The sequence below is a fragment of the Neisseriaceae bacterium genome (assembly GCA_016864895.1).
GTDB lineage: Bacteria > Pseudomonadota > Gammaproteobacteria > Burkholderiales > Neisseriaceae > QFNR01.
In genome coordinates, this window is the sequence record CP046107.1 from 241,527 (window position 1) to 264,855 (window position 23,329).

Annotated in this window: 20 protein-coding genes; 7 read left to right on the forward strand and 13 right to left on the reverse strand. The window is 32.3% G+C overall.

What is annotated here, in order from left to right; translation table 11 throughout:
* Window position 1: 1 nt before the first annotated feature.
* From hscB to GKC53_00995, 8 genes are all read right to left on the reverse strand, one after another.
* Window positions 2-508, reverse strand: a complete 507-nt coding sequence (gene hscB / locus GKC53_00960) for a Fe-S protein assembly co-chaperone HscB (protein ID QRN40736.1) — start codon at window positions 506-508, stop codon at window positions 2-4.
* A 6-nt stretch (window positions 509-514) separates the two neighbouring features.
* A complete protein-coding gene (gene iscA / locus GKC53_00965; GenBank protein ID QRN40737.1) occupies window positions 515-835 on the reverse strand; it encodes an iron-sulfur cluster assembly protein IscA in 321 nt (106 codons plus the stop codon).
* 17 nt (window positions 836-852) lie between these two features.
* Window positions 853-1,236, reverse strand: a complete 384-nt coding sequence (gene iscU, locus GKC53_00970) for a Fe-S cluster assembly scaffold IscU (GenBank protein ID QRN40738.1) — start codon at window positions 1,234-1,236, stop codon at window positions 853-855.
* Window positions 1,237-1,262: 26 nt separating this feature from the next.
* On the reverse strand, window positions 1,263-2,474 hold the full coding sequence (locus GKC53_00975; protein ID QRN40739.1) for an IscS subfamily cysteine desulfurase: 1,212 nt from the start codon (window positions 2,472-2,474) through the stop codon (window positions 1,263-1,265).
* On the reverse strand, window positions 2,474-2,968 hold the full coding sequence (locus tag GKC53_00980; protein QRN40740.1) for an Rrf2 family transcriptional regulator: 495 nt from the start codon (window positions 2,966-2,968) through the stop codon (window positions 2,474-2,476). Before GKC53_00980 ends, GKC53_00975 begins: the two co-directional genes overlap by 1 nt.
* A 141-nt stretch (window positions 2,969-3,109) precedes the next feature.
* Entirely contained in the window at window positions 3,110-3,886 is a 777-nt protein-coding gene (map, locus tag GKC53_00985; GenBank protein ID QRN40741.1) for a type I methionyl aminopeptidase, read from the reverse strand.
* Between the two features lie 3 nt (window positions 3,887-3,889).
* The gene (gene trpC / locus GKC53_00990) at window positions 3,890-4,681 is read right to left on the reverse strand and encodes an indole-3-glycerol phosphate synthase TrpC (GenBank protein ID QRN40742.1); all 792 of its coding nucleotides are present in this window, start codon (window positions 4,679-4,681) and stop codon (window positions 3,890-3,892) included.
* A gap of 73 nt (window positions 4,682-4,754) precedes the next feature.
* The gene (locus tag GKC53_00995; GenBank protein ID QRN40743.1) at window positions 4,755-5,276 is read right to left on the reverse strand and encodes a DUF615 domain-containing protein; all 522 of its coding nucleotides are present in this window, start codon (window positions 5,274-5,276) and stop codon (window positions 4,755-4,757) included.
* An 818-nt stretch (window positions 5,277-6,094) separates the two neighbouring features.
* Between GKC53_00995 and GKC53_01000 the strand changes: the two genes are divergently transcribed.
* The 6 genes from GKC53_01000 to GKC53_01025 all read left to right on the forward strand — a co-directional run bounded on the left by GKC53_01000 (window position 6,095) and on the right by GKC53_01025 (window position 14,943).
* Entirely contained in the window at window positions 6,095-8,572 is a 2,478-nt protein-coding gene (locus tag GKC53_01000; protein QRN41807.1) for an acyl-CoA dehydrogenase, read from the forward strand.
* A 73-nt stretch (window positions 8,573-8,645) separates the two neighbouring features.
* Window positions 8,646-11,012 (forward strand): 3-hydroxyacyl-CoA dehydrogenase, encoded by a 2,367-nt coding sequence (locus GKC53_01005; protein ID QRN40744.1) that lies wholly within the window; start codon window positions 8,646-8,648, stop codon window positions 11,010-11,012.
* A 75-nt stretch (window positions 11,013-11,087) separates the two neighbouring features.
* A complete protein-coding gene (locus tag GKC53_01010) occupies window positions 11,088-12,287 on the forward strand; it encodes an acetyl-CoA C-acyltransferase (protein ID QRN40745.1) in 1,200 nt (399 codons plus the stop codon).
* Window positions 12,288-12,913: 626 nt separating this feature from the next.
* Window positions 12,914-13,495, forward strand: coding sequence for a LemA family protein (locus GKC53_01015; GenBank protein ID QRN40746.1), 582 nt, complete (start codon window positions 12,914-12,916; stop codon window positions 13,493-13,495).
* Window positions 13,496-13,525: 30 nt separating this feature from the next.
* A complete protein-coding gene (locus tag GKC53_01020) occupies window positions 13,526-14,431 on the forward strand; it encodes a YgcG family protein (GenBank protein QRN40747.1) in 906 nt (301 codons plus the stop codon).
* A gap of 2 nt (window positions 14,432-14,433) precedes the next feature.
* Window positions 14,434-14,943: a hypothetical protein gene (locus GKC53_01025; GenBank protein ID QRN40748.1), complete on the forward strand. Its 510-nt coding sequence runs from the start codon at window positions 14,434-14,436 to the stop codon at window positions 14,941-14,943.
* A 132-nt stretch (window positions 14,944-15,075) separates the two neighbouring features.
* On the opposite strand, the gene prfA is transcribed toward GKC53_01025, so the two are convergent.
* Window positions 15,076-16,158: a peptide chain release factor 1 gene (gene prfA, locus GKC53_01030; protein QRN40749.1), complete on the reverse strand. Its 1,083-nt coding sequence runs from the start codon at window positions 16,156-16,158 to the stop codon at window positions 15,076-15,078.
* A 354-nt stretch (window positions 16,159-16,512) separates the two neighbouring features.
* Here prfA and hrpA point away from each other — a divergent pair, with 354 nt between their 5' ends.
* On the forward strand, window positions 16,513-20,409 hold the full coding sequence (gene hrpA / locus GKC53_01035; GenBank protein ID QRN40750.1) for an ATP-dependent RNA helicase HrpA: 3,897 nt from the start codon (window positions 16,513-16,515) through the stop codon (window positions 20,407-20,409).
* Window positions 20,410-20,536: 127 nt separating this feature from the next.
* Here the strand turns inward: hrpA and GKC53_01040 are convergent, their stop codons facing one another.
* The 4 genes from GKC53_01040 to GKC53_01055 all read right to left on the reverse strand — a co-directional run bounded on the left by GKC53_01040 (window position 20,537) and on the right by GKC53_01055 (window position 23,299).
* On the reverse strand, window positions 20,537-20,944 hold the full coding sequence (locus GKC53_01040; GenBank protein QRN40751.1) for a hypothetical protein: 408 nt from the start codon (window positions 20,942-20,944) through the stop codon (window positions 20,537-20,539).
* Window positions 20,945-21,056: 112 nt separating this feature from the next.
* Window positions 21,057-22,052: a hypothetical protein gene (locus GKC53_01045; protein ID QRN40752.1), complete on the reverse strand. Its 996-nt coding sequence runs from the start codon at window positions 22,050-22,052 to the stop codon at window positions 21,057-21,059.
* Window positions 22,053-22,132: 80 nt separating this feature from the next.
* Window positions 22,133-22,756, reverse strand: a complete 624-nt coding sequence (locus GKC53_01050; GenBank protein ID QRN40753.1) for a methylated-DNA--[protein]-cysteine S-methyltransferase — start codon at window positions 22,754-22,756, stop codon at window positions 22,133-22,135.
* Window positions 22,757-23,080: 324 nt separating this feature from the next.
* Window positions 23,081-23,299, reverse strand: coding sequence for a hypothetical protein (locus GKC53_01055; GenBank protein ID QRN40754.1), 219 nt, complete (start codon window positions 23,297-23,299; stop codon window positions 23,081-23,083).
* Between the last annotated feature and the right edge of the window lie 30 nt (window positions 23,300-23,329).

Consider the following 23,329-nt stretch of genomic DNA (forward strand, 5'->3'; position numbering starts at 1 on the left):
TTTATTCTTCTTCTAAAAATGTCTGTTTTTGTTGAGTTACTATTAGAAGTTTAGTAAAAAATTTTGCCTTGTCTATCAAGGTAATAACTTTATCCCAAGATTTACTCGAAATGAACGAAGAAATATCTAAAAAAAGAGAAGATAGATTTACTTTGATCTCTTCTACAATAGGTATCAAATCAGTTAGATTTTGCGAAACCTCTATTTTTTCCCGGAATAACATTTGAGTCTCTAGCAACTCAGGATCACATTGGAATGTTTTTTCAGGATCATATTCAATATTGTTTAAAGAGAGAATATACTCAGCTCTAGAAATGGGATTTTTTAAAATTTGATAAGCCTCATTTAATGTAGTAAACATTTGCATATACTGATTCTTTTCAAAAACCGATAGAGAAGCTACCCTATCTGGATGATAAAGTGTTGCTAATTTTTGAAATTGAAACTCTAAATCATCCAAAGGAAGATCATAGTGAACTGGGAACTTAAAAATTTCAAAATAATTCATTTTATTCTAAACATGAAAACTTTCACCACAACCACATTCATTTTTAACATTTGGATTAATAAATTTAAAACCTTCCTGTAGGCCTTCTTTTTGAAAATCAAGTTCTGTTCCATCTAAATAAATAAGGCTCTTAGGGTCAACAAATACCTTAACACCATAACTTTCAAAAGCGATATCTTCATCAAGTGGCGAATCTACAAATTCTAGAGTATAGGCCATACCAGAACAACCACTTGTACGTACTCCAATTCGAATTCCTTCACCTTTACCACGAGAATTCAAATATTTTTTGACACGATTAGCCGCAGCTTCTGACAAAGTAATCATTGAATACTCCTTAAAAATTAGGCATTATTTTTATTCTTATAGTCATTAACAGCTGCTTTAATCGCATCTTCAGCTAAAATAGAACAATGAATTTTAACAGGAGGTAGTGCAAGCTCTTCTGCTATTGTACTATTTTTAATAGCCAAGGCCTGATCTATCGATTTTCCTTTAACCAATTCTGTCATTAAAGAAGAAGAGGCAATAGCAGAACCACAACCATAAGTCTTAAATTTAGCATCCTCAATAATACCAGCATCATTGACTTTAATCTGTAATTTCATGACATCACCACAAGCAGGGGCGCCAACCATCCCCGTTCCTACATGAATATCATTTTTATCTAAAGATCCTACATTTCTAGGATTTTCGTAATGGTCAATCACTTTTTTGCTATAAGCCATGTTAGTCTCCTTAAAAAATTTAATTATTATTCTGTCCACTGAACAGTATTCAAATCAATACCTTCTTGGTACATTTCCCATAATGGAGAAAGCTCTCTTAATTTTGTTACTTTTTCTTTGATTAAGTTTGCTGCATATATAATTTCCTCTTCTGTAGTAAAGCGACTCAAAGAAATTCTTAAAGAACTATGAGCCAATTCATCATTTCTACCTAAAGCTCTTAATACATATGACGGTTCCAAACTCGCAGAAGTACAGGCAGATCCACTGGATACACTAATTTCTTTGACAGCCATAATCAAACTTTCACCTTCTACAAAATTAAAACTTACATTAATATTATGAGGTAATCTCCGATTTAAATCACCATTAATATAAGTTTGTTCAATATCTTTAATTTCATTTAAAAATAAATTTCGTAGCAACAAGGCCTTATCATAATCTTGAGTCATTTCTTCTTTTGCAATACGATAAGCTTCACCCATTCCTACAATCTGATGAGTAGGTAAGGTACCACTTCTAAATCCTCTTTCATGACCACCGCCATGCATTTGTGCATTCAAGCGAATTCTTGGTTTACGACGTACAAACAATGCACCTATACCTTTAGGTCCATAAATCTTATGAGCACTCATACTCATTAAATCAACTTTACTTTTTTGTAAATCTATAGGTATTTTCCCACAAGCCTGTGCTGCATCAACATGGAATATAACTTTACTTTCACGACACAGCTCACCAATAGCATCTATATCTTGAATAACACCAATTTCATTATTGACCCACATAACAGAAACTAAAATGGTATCATCCCTAATAGCTGCTTTTAAAGCATTTATGTTCAATAGACCATATTCATCAACATCCAAGTAAGTTACCTCAAAACCTTCTCTTTCAAGCTCTCTCATTGTATCTAATACTGCCTTGTGCTCTGTCTTTACTGTAATGAGATGCTTCCCTTTTTTTTCATAGAATTGAGCAGCACCTTTGAGTGCTAAATTATTAGCCTCTGTAGCACCTGAGGTGAAAATAATTTCCTTACTATCACAATTGACCAAATCAGCAACTTGCTGTCGTGCTTCTTCAACTGCTTCTTCTGCGATCCAACCAAATTGATGACTACTACTTGCTGGATTACCATATATTTCTGATAAATAAGGGATCATTTTCTCAGTTACCCTCGGATCTATCTTCGTTGTAGCAGCATTATCTAAATAAATAGGAAGTTTAATACTCATTAATATTCTCCGTTGTGTTCTATATTATTATTATGTTCTACATTATTGTTTTGTCGATAATTCAAGAACTGTATTTCCTGATTTTTTGAAGAAGATACAGGATAAGCAGCATCATACAATGAATAATTATGTAAAAAATTATCCAATACTTTTTCTAAGCTATGCCACAAGTCATGTCCAAGACATTTGGCACCATCACGGCAATTAACCAATCCATCACATCGGGTTACTTTCAAATTATCTTCAACAGCATTAATTATTTCTGCTATTTTAATAGAGCTAGGATCTCTACTAAGTACATAGCCTCCACCAGGCCCTCTAATACTCTTTACTAAGCCTGCCCGACGCAACTTAATGAATATTTGTTCAAGGTAATTAACTGTAACATCTTGTCTCTCATGGATAGAATTTAGATTTACTGGTTGATTTTGTGAGTGAATGCACAAATCAAGCATGGCTGTAACAGCATTTCTACCTTTAGTTGTTAGCTTCATAAAATGACACTTTATTGATTAATAATACTTTCTGTCTTACGCTGAATTTTATTATACCCGATAAAATTAGTCAAATATACCAAAGCATGCTAAATATAGGGAAGAATAGGGGATATATTCAATATCAATGATGTCAGTCTATCATGGTTTACCGTATTTAGGAGAGATTGTAAGAATTTCATACCCATTATCAGTAACAAGAACTTCATGTTCCCATTGAGCAGATAAGGAACGATCTTTAGTAACCACAGTCCATTGATCATTCAAAATCTTTAATTGCCTTTTTCCTTGATTAATCATCGGTTCAATAGTGAAGATCATACCTGGTTTGAGTACCAAACCCGTACCTTTATAGCCATAATGTAGAACCTGAGGTTGCTCATGAAAAACCCTGCCAATACCATGTCCACAAAATTCTCTAACAACTGAGTAACCATTTTCTTCCGCATGTTTTTGGATAGCATAACCTATATCACCAAGCATGGCTCCTGGCTTAACTTCATTGATACCTAACATCATACATTCATGAGTCACCTTAATTAAACGTTTGGCATAAGTGCTAATTTCACCAACTGCGAACATTCGACTGGTATCGCCATGAAACCCATCCTTAATAATCGTCACATCAATATTAATAATATCTCCATTCTTAAGTGTTTTATCATCAGGAATACCATGACATATAACGTGATTAACAGATGTACATATTGATTTTGGAAAGGGGGGATTACCATAATTCAAAGGTGCTGGTATTGTCCCTTGTACATTGATCTGATAATTATGGCATAAATCATTTAACTCATTTGTGGTCACACCTGGTTGAACATAAGGTTCTATGTAATCCAATAACTCAGCTGCCAATCGACCTGCCACTCTCATTTTTTCAATTTCTTCACTACTTTTGATCATAATGCTCATATTTCATTTACCATTAATTAATTGCAATAATGCAGAATCTAATTTATCTTGCCTCATCAAACTTTCCCCAACAAGAAAAGCATAGATACCATTCTCTCTCATATGTTTTATGTCATCATGATCATGAATACCACTTTCACAGATAATAATTTTTTCTTTGGGGATGAAGGGTTTTAAAGCCAAAGTCCGTTCAATATTAACTTCAAAATTTTTTAAATTTCTATTGTTAATTCCTATCAAGGGTGATTTTAAGGATTCAATTTTTTTTAATTCTTCTTCAGCATGTATTTCAATTAAAGCTGATAGTCCATTTTCTAATGCAATCCCTTCAAAATCCTCCAATTGAGACTGACTTAAGGAGGCAGCAATTAATAATACAGCATCAGCTTGCCAAAGCTTACTTTGATAAATTTGATAAGCATCAATAATAAAATCTTTACGTAAAATTGGTAGGTTACACTTACTCTTTACCTGTGATATGTATTTAGGATTACCCTGAAAATATTGTACATCTGTTAATATTGACAGGCATGCAGCTCCTGATCGCTCATAAGATTGGGCAATGTCGATGGGATCGAAGTGTTCCCTAATCAGTCCCCTAGAAGGACTGGCTTTTTTAATTTCTGCAATAATTGTAGTTTTTTCTTGGGAAACCAGGCTGCGTAGCGCTCCAGAAAAATCTCTTGGGGAGGGGATATCAAGACACTGTGATTTTAAAGATTTAAAGTCAAGGTACTCTTTGGCACGGGATACTTCTTGTTTCTTAGCCTCGTTAATTGTAGTTAATATATCCATGTAGTAAACTCTAATCTATTATCAAATTCTGTTATCTTTAAAGTTACAAAGGCAACATTATAATTGTAGCATTTTATGATTGATAATCAAAAGGTTCTACTTCTCTTAGAAGCTTAAAAATCTCTCGATAGGCTCTGGAAGGCTTATGATCAGATGATTCTTTTTTACAATTTCTAATTAATGTTCTCAAATAACTTGATTCAACATTGGGATGCTGATAAAGAAACTCAGTTAAAGTACCTTCATTACTAATGAGTGCATTACGTGTTATTTCTAACCTTTTTATATAAGCATTATAACTCTGATTATTACCATCTAGTATGGAAAAATAAGTTGTGATAACCTGCACATTGCCTTGGGACAATTCTTTCATTAAGCGGCCAATAAATTGTAACTGTCTACGCTTAGCACCATTAGATTTTATTTTGGAATAATCTTGTATTGCTTCCTCTAGAAAGTCAGGAATACTAAGTTTCCTTCTCTCTGCTATTGAAAGAGTCGTCAATCTTTTTCCTAATGCTTGTAATGCATTCATTTCTTGTTTTATTTTAGTTTTACTAAGTACAATTTTTTCCTGTTGACTATCATGTAGCATACCAATACTTTTCCAAGTTAATAAACTAATACTACGAAATTATAAACTATATTTTTTTATTGTAAAAAAATACTTAATAGGATTTGTATTAGTACATCTATTTTAATAAAAATGTCATTTTAAACTGATTCTATCAGAGTTTTGTTTAGTTGATGATTGGATACAAGAATGAAAGCTAGTAGGGAATATTAACTACTCATAAACCACAAGTATAGTATTGGCTTTATTCTGTCATGTGATTTTATTGTTCTTGATTATGTACTGGATCTTAACATCAATTTTCTCTTGATTAAGCAATAACTACCTTGATTAATATCCAATTTATTGTTATCGATTAGAGCTTCTTTCCTATTCAAGTCATTAATATTCAAGTCGTTAAATGGTATAAGCATAACTGTAATAAAAATAAACTAAAAAATTTTTAAAATATCAAAGTAACTTGACAGCCTGTTTTTTAAAAAGTAAATTCACCAGTGTTGATTGTGGATTCAGACTCTAAAAAATTTTTAGATTTCCTTCAAATTTGATTTATACCAAACGTTGGTAGTAGTGATTTTTTTCTTATTGAAATGGTGGATACTAAAAATAATGATAAGGTATTTAATATGTTCGGGAAGTTACGAAGCACAAATTATTAAATGCAACATTAAAAGTTTAAAATTTATGTTTTAAATTAGATAAAATAATTATAAAATAGCTAATTTTTTCATTATTTTAATAGTGAAACGATTAATACTGGTTGCGTAAGGGATCATTTTATATGATTTAAAGCCTTTACTCAAAGGCAAATGTTAAAAAGGAGATGTTTAATGAGTATTGTGACAAGCATTGTATTAATGCTGTTATTTGTGGGAATAGCAGCATACGTAGCGGCTAGAGGTATAATCATTGCAGTAGCAGGATTGTTGGGGGTTTGGGGCGGCCAGCTCGCTACAGGTTGTGAGACTACTTGGATTCACTACCTCCTATATATCATATTAACCATTCTGGCCATTGTTACAACATTTCAACCTGTTCGTCGAACAATTTCAGATAAGATTTTTACAATTTTCAGAAAAGTATCTCCTACTATTTCTGAGACAGAACAAGCAGCAATTGACTCTGGAACTGTTTGGTGGGATGGTCAGTTGTTTTCAGGTAAGCCTGATTATCAAGTATTGTTAAATTATCCAGATCCTAAATTAACTGCTGAAGAACAAGCATTTATTGATGGGCCTTTGGAAGAGCTATGTTCTATGATTGATGAATGGGAAGTAACACATCATATAAAAGATCTTCCACCTGAAGTTTGGCAAAAAATCAAAGATATTGGTATTTGGGGTATGATTATCAAGAAACAATATGGTGGATTAGAATTTTCCCAGTATGCTCATAGTCAAGTATTAAGAAAACTCCATAGTCACTCTGCCACCGCAGGTGTCACAGTGATGGTACCAAACTCTTTAGGTCCTGGTGAATTGCTACAACACTATGGTACACAGCAACAAAAAGATTATTATTTACCTCGTTTGGCTACGGGTGAAGAAATTCCATGTTTTGCATTAACAAGTCCTTACGCAGGTTCTGACGCTGGAAGTATTCCTGATTATGGTGTTATTTGTAAAGGTGATTATATTGATCCTATTACTGGAGAGGAGCATAAAGACACATTGGGAATTCGTATTTCCTGGGAGAAGCGTTGGATTACGTTGGCACCAGTTGCCACTGTACTTGGATTAGCGTTTAAAATGTATGATCCTGATGGTTTATTAGGTGATCAATTTGGTGGCAAAAAAGATATTGGAATTACACTTGCTCTAGTACCAACTAAACATAAAGGTGTGAATATTGGTCGTCGTCATTATCCTATTGGAAGCCCTTTTATGAATGGTCCTACTTGGGGATCAGATGTGTTTATCCCAATTGATTGGATCATTGGTGGTGTTGAAAGAGCCGGCAAGGGATGGCCAATGCTGATGGAATGTTTATCAATTGGTCGATGTATTTCTCTACCTGCCGGTGGTGTTGCGGCCTCCAAAGGCAGTGCTTATACAACTGCTTTATATTCCAGAATTCGTGATCAGTTTGGCCTACCTATTGGTCGTTTTGATGGTGTCGGTGAAGCATTAGCCAGAATTGCTGCAAATGCTTATATTTCAGAGGCAGCTCAAGATTTGGCTTTAGTTGCATTAGATATGGGTGAAAATCCAAGTGTGATTTCAGCTATCTTAAAATATCATTTAACAGAACAAGGTCGTGAGTCTGTTAATGATGCTATGGATATTTATGGTGGAAGAACAGTTGTTTTGGGACCAAGGAACCCGTTAGCAACGGCTTATCAATCGATCCCGATTTCGATTACTGTAGAAGGTGCTAACATCTTAACTCGTACGCTGATGATATTTGGTCAGGGTGCTATTCGCTGTCATCCATACGTATTAAAAGAAATGACTGCAGCAGCACAGAATGATGCTGCCGGTTTTGACAAAGCATTATCTGGACACTTGCATTTCATCTTGGTAAATATAAGTCGTAGTTTTTGGTTAAGTTTAACCAATGGAATATTTGCAAATTCACCACGTTCTGGTGCAGTTTCACCTTACTATAAAAAAGTAACGCGCTTGAGTGCTAACTTTATGACTCTAGTTGACCTGACTATGGGTAGCCTTGGTGGTAGTCTGAAATTCAAAGAAAAGATTTCAGCTCGTTTAGGTGATATTGTTAGTAATTTATATTTAGCAACTGCTACATTAAAACGTTTTGAAAGAGATGGTCGTCCTAAGGAGGATATTCCATTACTACAATATTCTGTAGAGAAAACTCTAAATGAAGCTGAAGTTGCTTTAGATGAAGTCATTAGAAATTTACCAAATCGTTTTGTAGCCTTACTTGCCAGAATATTAATCTTACCCTTAGGTAGGAGATTACATGCACCTAGTGACGATCTAGGTTCTAAGGTATCTACCTTAATGATGGAGGATGGCCCCACAGCTAGACGTATAGCCAAAGGTTTATATATCGGCCAAAAGGATGAAAAGAAAAATTACAGTAAATTACTAGTTCATACACGTCAGGCTATTATTAAGTCTGAACCAATAGAAAAGAAACTACGTAAGATTGAGCGTGATGGTCAATTTGAGACATTCTCTCCTAAAAATCGCTTGCAAGAAGCTCTTGATAAAGGTTGGATCACACAACAAGAATTTGATGATGTAACCGAATCAAGAAAATTAAAACGCTATGTTATTATGGTGGATGATTTTGATATGAAACTTGATCAACATGATGAACATTTACTTGATAGGTTTGTATTCTGAAAACTAAAAGTAGGCATGCTGATGAGATCCATCAGCATGTTTTTTATGAAAACTATTTTATGGGGTTTATGTAATGACAAAAAAAAAATTTGTTGTTAGAAAGGTAGCAGTATTGGGTGCAGGCGTAATGGGAGCTCAAATTGCTGGTCATTTAGCCAATGCTAAGGTAAAAACAGTTTTGTTTGATTTAGCAAGCAAAAAGGGGTCGAAAAATTTGATTGTAGAAAATGCGTTACAAGGATTAAAGAAAATAAAACCAGCACCTTTGGCTACTTCTAAATCTTTAAATTATATTAAGGCAGCGAATTATGATGATGATTTAGAAGAATTAAGAGATTGTGATTTAGTCATTGAAGCAGTTGCTGAGAGACTGGATATTAAAGAAATTGTTTATAAGCAAGTTACTCCCTTTCTCGGAGATACTACTATTTTCGCTACTAATACCTCAGGGTTATCGATAGAGTTATTATGTTCTAAATTTCCAGAAAATTTAAAACATCGTTTTTGTGGGATTCATTTTTTCAATCCTCCAAGATACATGCATTTAGTAGAGTTAATCCCTTGCAAACAAACAAAGCTTGAATATCTTGACCACCTAGAAAGGTTTCTAGTTTCTACGCTAGGTAAAGGTGTAGTAAGAGCTAAGGATACACCTAATTTTATTGCTAATCGCTTAGGTGTTTTCTCTATGTTGGCTACAATTCACCTAGCTAAAAAATATGATTTAAGATTTGATATAGTCGATGATTTGACAGGAAAACGTTTAGGACGTCCCAAATCGGCCACATTTAGAACGGCTGATATTGTTGGGTTAGATACTTTTTCACATGTTGCAAAAACCATGGAAAATAATCTACTAAATGATCCTTGGCATGAATATTTCACACAGCCTGATTGGTTAGATTTCTTAATCCAGCAAGGTAATCTAGGCTCAAAAACAGGTATGGGTATCTATCAAAAACAAGGAAAACAATATTTTGTTTTGGATCCTAAAACTAAAAAATATGTGCTTAGTGGAGAAAAAGCCGATACAGAAGTTACTGAATTACTGAAAATTAAAAATCCTCTAGAAAAGTTTAAAGCATTACGACAGTCAAAAAATCCTCAAGCTCAATTTGTTTGGTTTTGTTTTGCTGAAGTTTTTCATTATATTGCTTATCATGCAGAAAATATTGCAGATACTGCTAGAGAAATCGATTTTGCTATTCGTTGGGGATTTGGATGGGATGTGGGTCCACTAGAAACATGGCAGAGTACCGGAATCCAACAGGTTAAAAAATGGCTTGAAGAAGATATATCTGCAGGAAAAATGATGACAAAAGCAGAACTGCCTAACTGGCTAAATTCTTTAACTGAATTCCATAATGATAATGGTAGCTTTAAATTTTCACATGGTAGTTACCAACCACGTTCTAATTTAGATGTATATAAACGACAAATTGTACCAGCTAGGTTACTAGGTGAAAGTAAGAAACTTTTAGGTAAGACAGTTTGGCAAAGTGATTTTGTTAGAGCATTTACTTTGGATGATCAGGTTTTAATTATTGAAAATTTAAATAAAAATCATGCAATAAGCTATGATGTCTTATCAGGATTTAGTCAATCCATTGATATTGCGGAACAGGAATTTGAAGCTGTTGTTCTTTGGAATGAGAGTGCGCCATTTTCCGTCGGTGCTGATTTAAAATCAATGATGCCAGCATTTACCAGCGGAGATTTTCAAGCTATTGAAAAAACAATTAAGTTATTCCAAGATGTTTCCATGAAAATTCGCTATTCACAAGTACCCGTTGTTTCTGCTGTCAATGGTTATGCCTTAGGTGGCGGATGTGAGATTTTATTACACAGTAATAAAGTTGTAGCGGCATTAGAATCCTATATAGGTCTTGTTGAAGTAGGGGTTGGCTTAATTCCAGGGGGTGGTGGAACTAAAGAGTTTGCCTTAAGAGCAATACAGGAAAGTAAAGGTGACCTATTAGCTTCCATAAAAGATTATTATATGAATATTGCAATGGCTAAAGTTGCTACAAGTGCTCTAGAGGCTAAAGAAACTAAACATTTGAGAGAAAGTGATGTAGTGATATTTAATGCCTACGAACTACTCTATGTTGCTATTCAAGAAGCCTTAACTTTGGCTCAGTCTGGATTTAAGCCTGAACAACCTCAAACATTTACAGTAGGGGGTAGAACTGTAGCTGCTTCTATATTTGGTCAATTAGTGAATATGAAAGAGGGTCGTTTCATCAGTGAATATGATAGCCATTTAGGGCAAAAAATTGCTTGGATTATGACTGGTGGTGATATTGAAAATGGCAGTATTGTAGATGAACAATGGATTTTAGATTTAGAAAAAAAGGTGTTTATGGATTTATTAAAAAATGAAAAAACCCAAGAAAGAATCCAAGGAATCATAACTACAGGTAAAACTGTTAGAAATTAATTTACTATGAATAATGTATATGGCTTTAGTTTAGTGAAGTAAAGCCATGAAAAAAAAATTTTGGAGTCATAAAAGATGAGTCAATTTAGAGATGCTTATATTGTAGCTGCAACAAGAACACCGGTAGGTAAAGCACCCCGTGGTGTGCTCAAAACGGTAAGACCTGATGATATGTTGGTTCATGTTATTAAATCTGTATTAAAACAAACACCCAACCTAGATCATACAGAGATTAATGATGTAGTAGTGGGGTGTGCTTTCCCCGAAGCAGAACAGGGCATGAACTTTGCAAGAGTTGCTGTCTTATTAGCCGGCCTACCAGATTCAGTAAGTGGTTTAACCATTAATCGGTATTGTTCCAGTGGTTTAAATGCATTACAAATTGCAGCAGATAGAATACGTACAGGTGAAGCTGAAGTTACGATTGCCGCTGGTGCAGAGTCAATGTCAATGATTCCTATGATGGGAAATAAAATTGCTTTAAACCCCGAAATTTTTACACAAGATGGAAATTTGGCCATTGCCTATGGTATGGGGTTAACAGCTGAAAAAGTAGCAGAAAAATGGAAAGTATCCAGAGAGGATCAAGATAATTTCTCTCTAGAAAGTCATAAAAAAGCACTTGCAGCGATTCAAGCACATAAATTCAAAGATGAAATCTCACCAATTGAAGTTATTGTTAAAACCCCTGATTTACACACTAGAAAAGTGAAAGAAACTAAATTTACAGTGGATACTGATGAGGGACCGCGGCCTGATACTAGTTTAGAGGGATTATCGAAATTAAAACCTGTGTTTATGAATAAGGGGACTGTAACTGCTGGTAACAGTTCACAGACTTCTGATGGTGCTGGTGCTATTTTGGTTGTGTCAGAAAGTATTTTGAAAAAATATAATTTAACACCCATCGCACGCTATGTAGGATTCCAAGTTAGAGGTGTTTTACCACAATATATGGGTATTGGACCTAAAGAAGCCATTCCAGCAGTATTAAAATCATCAGGTTTGTCATTATCTGATATAAAATGGATTGAATTAAATGAAGCTTTTGCGGCGCAATCATTGGCAGTGATCAGGGAGCTTAATTTAGATAAGAATATAATTAATCCCAATGGTGGTGCCATTGCTTTAGGACACCCATTAGGAGCCACAGGTGCTATACGTACTGCTACTTTAATTTATGGTATGAAAAACAAAGGATTAAAAGGATATGGTATGGTTACTATGTGTATTGGTGCAGGGATGGGAGCTGCGGGTATCATAGAAGTTCTATAATAAAATCCTCTTAATTTTATAAAAAACCCAATGACTCATTGGGTTTTTTTATGAATGCTTCCTAAATTTTTATTTACCTCATAGGAAATGTTATGACAAAAATTTTGGAAAAATCTTACAACTTGTCTCTAAATTCATTTTAAGTACGATGTCGTGACTTACCTGGTATGTCTGTTGGATTTATTTTAAACTGTATCATAAATATCTCAAACATCGGTTCATTTACATGAATATCAAATTTATTGTAGAGCATATACAACATTATTTTCCCTGCGCCCAAAATCGGTATTATAAGGCATACTAACTCATTCTTTCACGAACTAACCGTACATATTTTACCCTTAATATTTCTTAGTTTTATCAAGATTTGTTACTACTTACAATATAGCACAATAACTGAATATTTAGTTATCAATTTGAAGTGAACAATATTACCTTTCCAAAGGATAGAATCTTACGGAAAGGCAATAAATTAAACCAAAATCAGAATGGTTAACCGATATCGTTATATTACAGAATATTAATGGTATTTTTTTCTAGAGAATAAATTATATATTGTGCTAGAATTTAACAGTTAAACTGAGGTAAATAAATTTACTAAATTAAATTGATTTAAAGAGTGATATATGAAAAAATTTTTGATTCTTTTTTCTCTGATTTTTATTCTAACAGGGTGTGGTTATAACAAAATTCAACAAGAAGATGAAGCTGTTAAGGCTGGATGGTCGGAAGTTTTAAACCAATATCAACGAAGGGCAGACCTTGTACCACAATTGGTTTCTACCGTTAAAGGGTATGCTCATCATGAAGAAAAAGTTTTAACTGAGGTGATTAATGCTAGAGCTAAGGTGAATAATATTCAATTAAGCTCACATCAATTACCTACAGAACAAGAAATGCAACAATTCACTAAAGCACAAGGGGAGTTGACAAGTGCACTAAACCGTTTAAATGTGGTTGTGGAAAACTACCCTGATTTAAAAGCCAGTGAGGTTTTTTCCAACCTACAAACACAATTGGAGGGCACGGAGAATAGAATTACGCATGCAAGACGTCAGTATATTCAAACAGTTCAAACCTATAATACAACTATTCGTCAAATTCCAGTTAATATGACAGCTAAACTATTTGGATATCAGCCTATCCCAAATTTTTCGGTAGAAAATGAAAAAAATATTCAAATAGCACCTGAAGTAAATTTTGAATAAATACTATTTTTATAAATATTTTCAATAAAAATGGCTAAAACAATAAAAATTTCATTTGTGATGATGGTATTAACCTTTTTTACGTTGGTAACATCATCAATTTTTGCAAATGAGCTACAAGTAATCCCAGAATTAAATAATCCTGTTGTGGATACTGTTGATCTATTAACACCAGAAGAAAAATCCACCTTAAATCAAAATCTATACAACTTTTACAAAAGAAATGGTAGTCAAATTGTTATCTTAATTATTCCCACAACAGGTTCTGAAAATATTTTTGATTACAGTTCACGGGTTTTTGAGAAATGGAAAATCGGAAGAAAAGAGTACAATGATGGTGTCTTAATTATAATAGCACTTAATGATCTTAAAATGGGTATTTATCCTGGTAGTGGATTAGAAGGGGCAATTCCTGATATAACTGCTAAAAAAATTATTAATCAGGCCATGAAGCCTCACTTTCAACAAAGAGACTACTTTTCTGGTTTATTTAAAGCATCGCAAATACTGCAACAACTAATTTTAGGAGAGAAACTTCCTGAATATACAGAAGCAAATAAAATTGATAATAGTAATATTACTTCTTTTGTTTTATTTTTCCTATTCTTACAATATATTTTGTTCTTCTTGAGAAATAGTTTTGGTAAAGTTTTTGCCTCATGTCTCTCTGCTGGATTTTCATTTAGCCTGATACAAATTTTTGCAATTTCACAATGGATAGGTATCAGTATTATCGTTATATCTGTATTAATCACCTACTTTGGTTTGATGTCGATTTTAATCCATATACTTGGTATTGGCAATAATCATCATAGTGGGCTAGCGTCTAGTGGTCGTGGAATATATCATAGTGGGGGCTTCGGAGGAGGTGGTGATGGTGGATTCAGTGGTGGTGGCGGTGGATTCAGTGGTGGTGGAGCTTCTGGAAGCTGGTAATTATGGAACAAAATAAATTCAAAAGAATTATCAAACATCTATTAAGCACTAGGCATAAAGTTCTTAATTGTTTTCCTAAAAAAGAATTAAATAAAATTGAATATATGATTTCTCAGTCTGAAAAACAACATATGGCTGAAATTTTATGTGTGATCGAATCGGGTTGGGATCTGAAATCTTTATATAGAGAAAAAAATACGCGAGAAAGGGCATTAGAATGGTTTGGTCTCACCCAATGTTGGGATACAGAATTAAACACTGGGGTACTAATTTATGTTTCATTTGCAGATAAACAAATCGAAATTATCGCTGATAGAGGTATTGCAAAATTAGTTTCAAACGAGATATGGCAAAATATTTGTACAGATATATCAATGCTGTTCAAACAAGGATCTTACCCTGAGGGTATTAATGTTGGACTGGAAAAAGTTGATGCTGTATTGACTAACACAATACCGAGGAATCATATTCCTTACCATAACCAGTATCCAAATCAAGTAATTATTATTTAACTGAGAGTCAGTCCTTTAATACAGGAAGGATGTTAACATCAACAAGGGGCTATGTAAGCAATAGTCACAATTACATAGTGTGTTTTCAACAAATTAGTAGGAATATGATCTTTTAAAAAGATTGTTAGTCATCTATTCTGATTGATAAAACCTTTCAAGCTGTTCTGCCTGATATTCCATAATAAGTGGTTGAATGATCTCATCTAAATTTCCTTCCATAATATTCTCTAATTTATACAAAGTCAGATTAATACGATGGTCAGTTACTCTACCCTGAGGGTAGTTATATGTTCTAATTCTTTCACTTCTATCACCACTACCAATCAAACTTTTTCTTTCCGCCGCTTCTCTATCTTGAGCTGCATTTTTTTTCTGATCATACAATCTGGTAGCTAATACTTTCATTGCTTGTGCTTTATTGCTGTGTTGTGATCTCCCATCCTGACATTCCACTACTAAGCCTGTTGGCAAATGAGTGATGCGCACAGCTGAATCTGTTTTGTTGATGTGTTGCCCACCAGCACCACTTGCTCTGAAAGTATCAATTTTTAAATCATTAGGGCTTAAATTAACCTCTTCTATTTCATCTGCTTCAGGCATTATAGCCACCGTACAAGAAGAAGTATGAATTCTTCCTTGACTTTCAGTCTCAGGAATTCTTTGTACTCTATGCCCACCTGATTCAAATTTGAGCTGTTTATAAATCCTATCTCCCTGAATTTGTACAATAATCTCTTTATAGCCCCCAAGCTCTGACTCATTTGCAGATATAATTTCAACCTTCCAATTACGATTTTCTGCATATTTCGAATACATTCTAAATAGATCACCAGCAAACAAAGCAGCCTCTTGACCTCCAGTACCAGCTCTAATCTCTAAAATAATATTTTTATGATCATCATCATCTTTAGGTAAAAGTAATAGTTGTAATTGATGTTCTAAATTTTCAATAGCTTTTGTATTTAATTCAATTTCTTCTTGGGCTAATTCTTTCATTTCGGGATCAGAAAGCATCTCCTTTGCCACGTAAAGATTTTCCTGAGCCTCTTTGTAAGATTGATAAGATTTAATAACAGGCATTAATTCTGAATGCTCTTTAGTTAACTTTCTATATTCATCTAAATTATTAGTAACGTCTTCACTTGCCAAAAGACGTGTTACTTCTTCTAAGCGGTTACTTAAGTTATCAAGTTTATGGATTAAAGAAAGTTTCATATATCAACAATACAAAATAAAGTGCACATTATAACATCAGTATTATTTGATTAAAATTAGAATAAAGAACAAAAAGGCAGAAAAATATTTGTATTTTTTCTGCCTGTTATGATGACAAGTGGTTATTTATTGTATTTCGTCTAAAAATATTTTAATGTAATTTATTTCTCCATATATCTTGAACAAAAATTATTCATATAATATGTTTATTTATCGAATTTCTGTAAAAAAAAAAAAACAGATAACTCCACCCATGATATTAATACGATCTCAAATTATTGACATATATTTTAGTCATTTTATTAAAACTAATTCTGTTATAGAATAAGAGTTTAAATTTAAAAAATCAGATTAATGGATTTGAATCAAGTATTATCTAAAGATATTTTTTTCCTTCAACAGGCTCAAAAAGATCCTAATAAGTTTGGTGGTCTAAAAAATATTCAACAAAAATATCAAAAATCACATCAAGCCTATTTAAATAGATTACAAAAAAAGCCAACTGTTCATTTCGATGAAAATCTTCCTATTATTGAAAAGCATGATGAAATAAAAAAAGCAATACAGAATAACCAAGTTGTCATTATTTGTGGAGAGACAGGTTCTGGTAAAACCACACAAATTCCTAAAATATGTTTGGAATTAGATCGAGGGATAGCAGGTATGATAGGTCATACTCAACCACGGAGAATTGCAGCTAGAGCAATAGCCACAAAAATTGCAGAAGAGTTTAAGTCTGAAGTTTCCAAAGAAGTAGGCTATAAAGTTAGATTTCAGGATAAGACCAGTGAAGATACCTATATTAAATTAATAACCGATGGTATGTTGCTCTCAGAAATACAAAGTAGTCGTTACTTACAAGCTTATGATACTATCATCATAGATGAAGCACATGAAAGAAGTTTGAATATTGATTTTTTATTAGGGTATCTCAAAAAAATTATAAAAAAAAGAAAAGATCTAAAAATTATTATTACTTCAGCTACTATTAATGCTGATATGTTCAGTAAACATTTCGATCAGGCACCTATTATTCATGTATCAGGAAGAACTTATCCAATAGAAGTACGTTATAGACCTTTGCAATCTGAGGATGAAAATGAAGCTAATATTTCATTACCTGAAGCAATATTACAAGCAATTAATGAACTTTGGGCAATTGAAAAGGGTGATATTTTAGTTTTTCTTCCAGGAGAAAGAGAAATTCGAGAAAGTGCTGATTTTTTAAGGAAAAGCCATCTCAACAAAATGGAAATCTTGCCTCTTTTTTCTCGCTTATCAAATAATGATCAACAAAAAATATTTCATCCTAAACAATCAGATAGAAGAATAATTCTCTCTACCAACATTGCAGAAACGTCTTTAACAGTACCAGGTATTAAATACGTTATTGATAGCGGCCAAGCAAGAGTCAAACGTTATGCACCTAGAGCAAAAGTCGAACAATTGAATATAGAAAAAATATCCCAAGCTGCAGCCAAACAACGCATGGGTAGATGTGGTCGAACTAGTAAAGGAATTTGCATTAGATTATACTCAGAAGAAGATTACTTGAATCGAAATGAATTTACTGATCCCGAAATTCTTCGTTCTAATTTAGCTCATGTTATTTTGATGATCAGTTACCTACGATTGGGAAATATTAATTCATTTCCTCTGATTGATTTACCTGATTCTAGGTTAATTAACAATGGTATACAATTATTAAATCAATTAGGGGCAATGAACCAAAAAGAAGAACTTACTTCATTGGGTCGAGAAATGGCTAAAATTCCGTTAGACCCACAATTTTCTAGAATATTACTAGCAGCAAAACAACATGATTGCGTCTATGAAATCTTAATTATTGTTTCGGCTTTATCAATACAAGATCCAAGAGAAAGACCTTTTGAAGCCAAAGAGGCTGCCAAACAAGCACATGAGAAATTTTCCCACCCTAATTCGGATTTTTTAAGTTTCATATACCTATGGAATTTTTTTCAAACATACCAACAACAATATTCAAATAGACAATTATTACAATTATGTAAGGAAAATTTTCTTTCTTATTTACGTATGAAAGAATGGAAAGACTTATTTAAGCAGTTAAAACAAATCATCCAAGAAATGGGCTTCAGGATAAAAGAAAATAGAGAAATTGCAATAGATGGTATTTCTAAAAAACAAAAAGTGCCGTTGAATTTTATATCTTATGAACAAATACATTGTGCTTTATTATCTGGTTTACTAACCAACATAGGAATGAAATCAATTGATAGTAATGATTATATAAATGTTAGAGGTAATCATTTTTACATTTTCCCAACCTCTTATTTATACAAGAAAAAACCTAAATGGATTATGGCTTCTGAATTAATAGAGACCTCAAAACTTTATGCACGAAACGTTGCCATGATAGAGCCAGAATGGGTGGAAAAAGAAGCTAACCATTTAATTAAATACCACTATTTTGAACCTAGATGGTCAAATAAAAGAGGTGAGGTTGTAGCTAACCAAAAAGTATCATTATATGGATTAACAATTATCCCTAGCCGAATAGTTAGTTTTAGTAAAATAGATTCTAATCTTGCTCGAGAAATATTCATTAAGGATGGTTTGACATCAAGTAATTTAGACTTGAAAGATTCTTTTTACATAAACAATCAAACAGTACTTAACGAAGTTGAAGAGTTAGAAAATAAAGAAAGAAAGCAAAATTTATTATTAGAAGATGTATTATTTGATTTTTATAATCAAAGATTACCGAAAAATATCGTTGATTTAACGAGTCTAAAAAACTGGTTAAATAAAGATAAAGATTCACATAACTCTGTATTAAGTTTTGAGTTAAGTGATCTCATAATCCATACTAAACAATTAGATACAGAAGAACAATTTCCAAAGTATTTAATTATAGATAATACACGTTTGTCATTAATTTATCGGTTTGAATTAAATCATCCTATGGATGGGGTAACATTACAACTACCATTAGCATTTTTAAACAAAATTAATGCCAAGCATTTGGAATGGCTTGTTCCAGGTATGATACGGGAAAAATTACAATTACTCATTAAAGCCCTACCTAAAAATCTTAGAAAAATATGTGTACCTATTCCTGAATTTATCACTAATTTTTTAATGACTAACCCAGATGATTCACAAGCTATCATTCCCCAATTGGCTAAAGCTATTGGTAAAAAAGCAGGTAATATAAACCTATTTACACAAACAATTTTAGAAAATTGGCAGAAATATCAATTACCTGATTACTGCTACATGAATATACAAGTAATTGATGAAAATAATAAAGAATTAGCAATGGGGCGTGATTTACTAACTTTACAAAAAAGACTGGGTATCCAAGCTCAAAATGCATTCAGAGATTACAATAATAATCAATATCTTGATCAACAAAATATAACTCATTGGAATATCGGAAGTATACCATCTCAAATTAAGTTTTCTAGAGATGATGGACAACTGTTAATAGGGTATTTAGGTCTTAATATTCAAGACAATGGAAGAATTTCCCTAACAGTATTTGATACTAAAGAAGCTGCAGAGGAGGCACATCAACAAGGGGTTATTGCATTAATGAAATTACAGTTAAAAGAGCAAGTTAAGAATCTAAATAAAAATATACCAGACTTTAATCAAATCATTTTGTTATTTCGTGGTTTATACTTAAGTGAAGTACTTAAAAAAGAAATTATTGATACGATTTGTGAACGAGCATTTATTGGAGATGATGAACTACCTAAAGATGAAAAAAGTTTTAATCAGCAATTAAGAATTGCAAAACAACGATTACCTGAAATTAAAATAGCAATACATGAATATTTATTAAATGTTGCCAACGCTTATAATGAATTAAAACAAAAACAAGGAAAACATGTTTTAACTAAAAAAATTGAGGAACAACTTTCTCGTATTATCTATCCAGGATTCATTATAAACACACCTTGGAATATTTGGCCAAGATTACCAGTATATCTGAAAGCCATCCAATTACGATTGGATAAATACAGCAACAACCCAGCGCGAGATAAAGATAATCAATTACAAATCGAGCAACTAGAAGAGCGTTTTTATGAATTATTCACTAAAACTAAACAAGAAAAACATTTTATTTCTCGGGAGTTAGTTCAATATAGATGGAAAATAGAAGAACTTCGAGTGTCACTATTTGCCCAAGAATTAAAAATACCTTATCCAGTTTCATTAAAACGTTTAGAAAAAGAGTGGCAGAAATTAACCCAAATCATTTGAATTTATGTTCCTCATCCAAATTTAAATAATTATCGATTTTTATGTTAGAATCATTCATGACTTATATTATAATTGAGTATTAATAGCTAAAAAAAAAGAGCCCTACGAGCTCTTTTTTTTTAGCTATTTACCCAACATAGTTTTGGATCAAAATAATCTTATGATCATCATTAAATTTAAAAACTGAACGAGATTCATTTTTAACAACCTCTCCCTTTTTATAAGGGGCTTGAGAACCTAAATCCTTATTTACAACACCTTCAAAAGAAATACTGATCTCTACAGTATCGCCTTTTTCCGAAATCTTTGAAATTTTTTGCTTAGGATCATCAAAAATAGCTAACATATCTTTTGCAATTTTTGATGCCTCATCACTCGTTGAACGTTTGAATTGATTGATACCATATATGTAACGAGTAAAGTTAGGTGCAATATTCTGAATTTCGATGTCTTCGGCAAATTGTTTTGCCATATCATCAGCATTCATTTCTTGACTAGCTTTAAAATAGTCCTCAACAATTTTTTTATGATTCATAGTCTTTTCCTTTAATACGTTCCTTTAATACGAATAGAATTAACTGTGTTTTATTATACAGTTAAGATTTTTATAAATCAATGTATACTACTGACATAAGAATTAAATATATTTACTCATCATCATTTGATGAGATAGGTGTAACTGTATAGCCATGTTCTCTAAGTTGTTGAATTAATCCTATTGAACCATATAGATGTAATAACCCTACTACAAAAAAATTTTTCTGTTTGGGTAAGAGAGATAAAATTGTTGGCATCCAATGTAAATTGCGTTTATCCAACATTTCTTTTTTTAACCATTTTGCAGATGCTAATGTTTCTTTACTATGTAGCGCCGAAAAAATAGATTTTTCAGGTGTAAGCGACATACCAATTGCTTCGAGACTCTTACTATCACCACTATGGTAGAGAAAATACATAGACCGCATACTCATTTCTGCCATCTTTTCTTGAGATAAAATTTGATCAATATCATTTAATATAAGATCCATAGGCTTATCTTTAAGAATGTAGTACCGAAACATATGATTTTCTAAACCACCTATTGGAATATTCATACGTTTTGCTTCAGCCATCACCAAATAGTCAACACCCTTTTCTGTTGAAAAATTTCTTTCAACTAAAACTTGTGGTAAATAAATAGGTAAAATCCAAGGTTGGATATAATTCAACTTTTCAGAATTTAACTGACTGCTATTACCCTTATTTTTTTTCTCAGTTAATTCCAAAAACATCTTCTTTATTTTTTTAAATCTTTCTGTTCCTATCTTATCTTCTAATGTTTGATGACTGTCCATGTCATACATCTTTTGCATGAATTCAATAAAATCTGAGTCAGTGGGATTTTCAACATCATCAGGAAATTTAACTTCTGCATAAATATAATCTGATTTCTGTATTATTTCTAATATTTTATTGGATAATACATCGTCTAATTTGCCAAAATGTAAGGAACCTAGCAAATAAGAAACTGGTTCTCCTGCTTTAGATACCTGCCATAATGTGCTTGTGATTTTAGGACTGTCACTCGTTGTAAAACTTTTAGCATTATCATTATGACTACAACTGGTTATTAATAAAATAAATGATAAAAACAAAAAATGAATATACTTTTTTAAACATGTATAACCTTTAAATTAAATAATAAATTAAATAAAATTATTCCCGTCAAAGATAAAAATATTAATTAGTCTACTATAAAGCATTTTTTTATCATCCACAGTGTTCCTCTTTCCAACTCAAGCAAAGCTTTCTTTATTGACAAGCCTCCAGCATAACCAGTAAGAGAGCCATCACTACCTATCACACGATGACAAGGAATCAAAATGCTAATCAGATTTCTACTATTAGCATTAGCAATACTTCTCACTGCATTAGGTTTCTCTAAGAGGATAGCTTGCTCCTTGTAAGAAATAGTCTCACCATAAGGAATGGTTTTTAAAGAGTTCCAAACACTTATCTGAAATTTTGTTCCACAAAAGACTGTAGGAATTGTAAACTGAGTTCGCTTTTTAGAAAAATAAGAGTCTAACTGATTTTTTAATTCATCTAAGACTGGGCTACTACTCTTAAAACATAGATTAGCTTGGTAATAGGTAGAGATTTTATCTAAGATACGCTCAGTTCTACCATTTTGAATTAAATCCAATAAACAAACTTTTCCATTAAATATACCGGACACATAATCGCCAATTGGAGTGGAAATAATTTTTATCTCAATAGTATTTATGGGTGAAAAGGAACGATGTAAATTAATTCCATTGCTGATAGTAATCAAATCTTCATAAAAATTTTTACTTATTTTGTACATATCCATATTTTTAATTTTATATTTTTATTCGATTTCCGATTTTATCTTATCAAAAATAACGCACTTGATACAAAATTAATTTCGTATGTCATCTAATTTTAGTTGTATAAAGTTGATTACTGAATACTAATCAGATTTTTACTCAACAAAATATATATTCAGCCGCTATGGTACTTACCGTACAAAAGGATTCAAGGTTGTTTACTGATTTTTTAACCGTAACCTTAACAATATTTCTAAAGAGTGAAGTTGTACAGGCTTATAATTTAAATAACTTAACTTCAAAAATTATTTATTACTCATTCTTGAACAAGCTCTATCTCATTATTTTTCCTGCAAATCACTTAATTCAGGATATTTTTGATAAATAGTTAACAATAAAGAAGTATCAATTTCTCCAATAGCCTTACAAATTCCTTCTCGAATAATTTCATATTCCTTAAAATAGGCAATGTCTTGGATATCAAATATTCCAGCTAAATCTTGAATTGCTTGTAAAGCCTGATTTTTTATTTTTCTGGCAATAATAATATCAGGTATCATAAATTTCCTTATTAAAATCTAAAAAAAAAT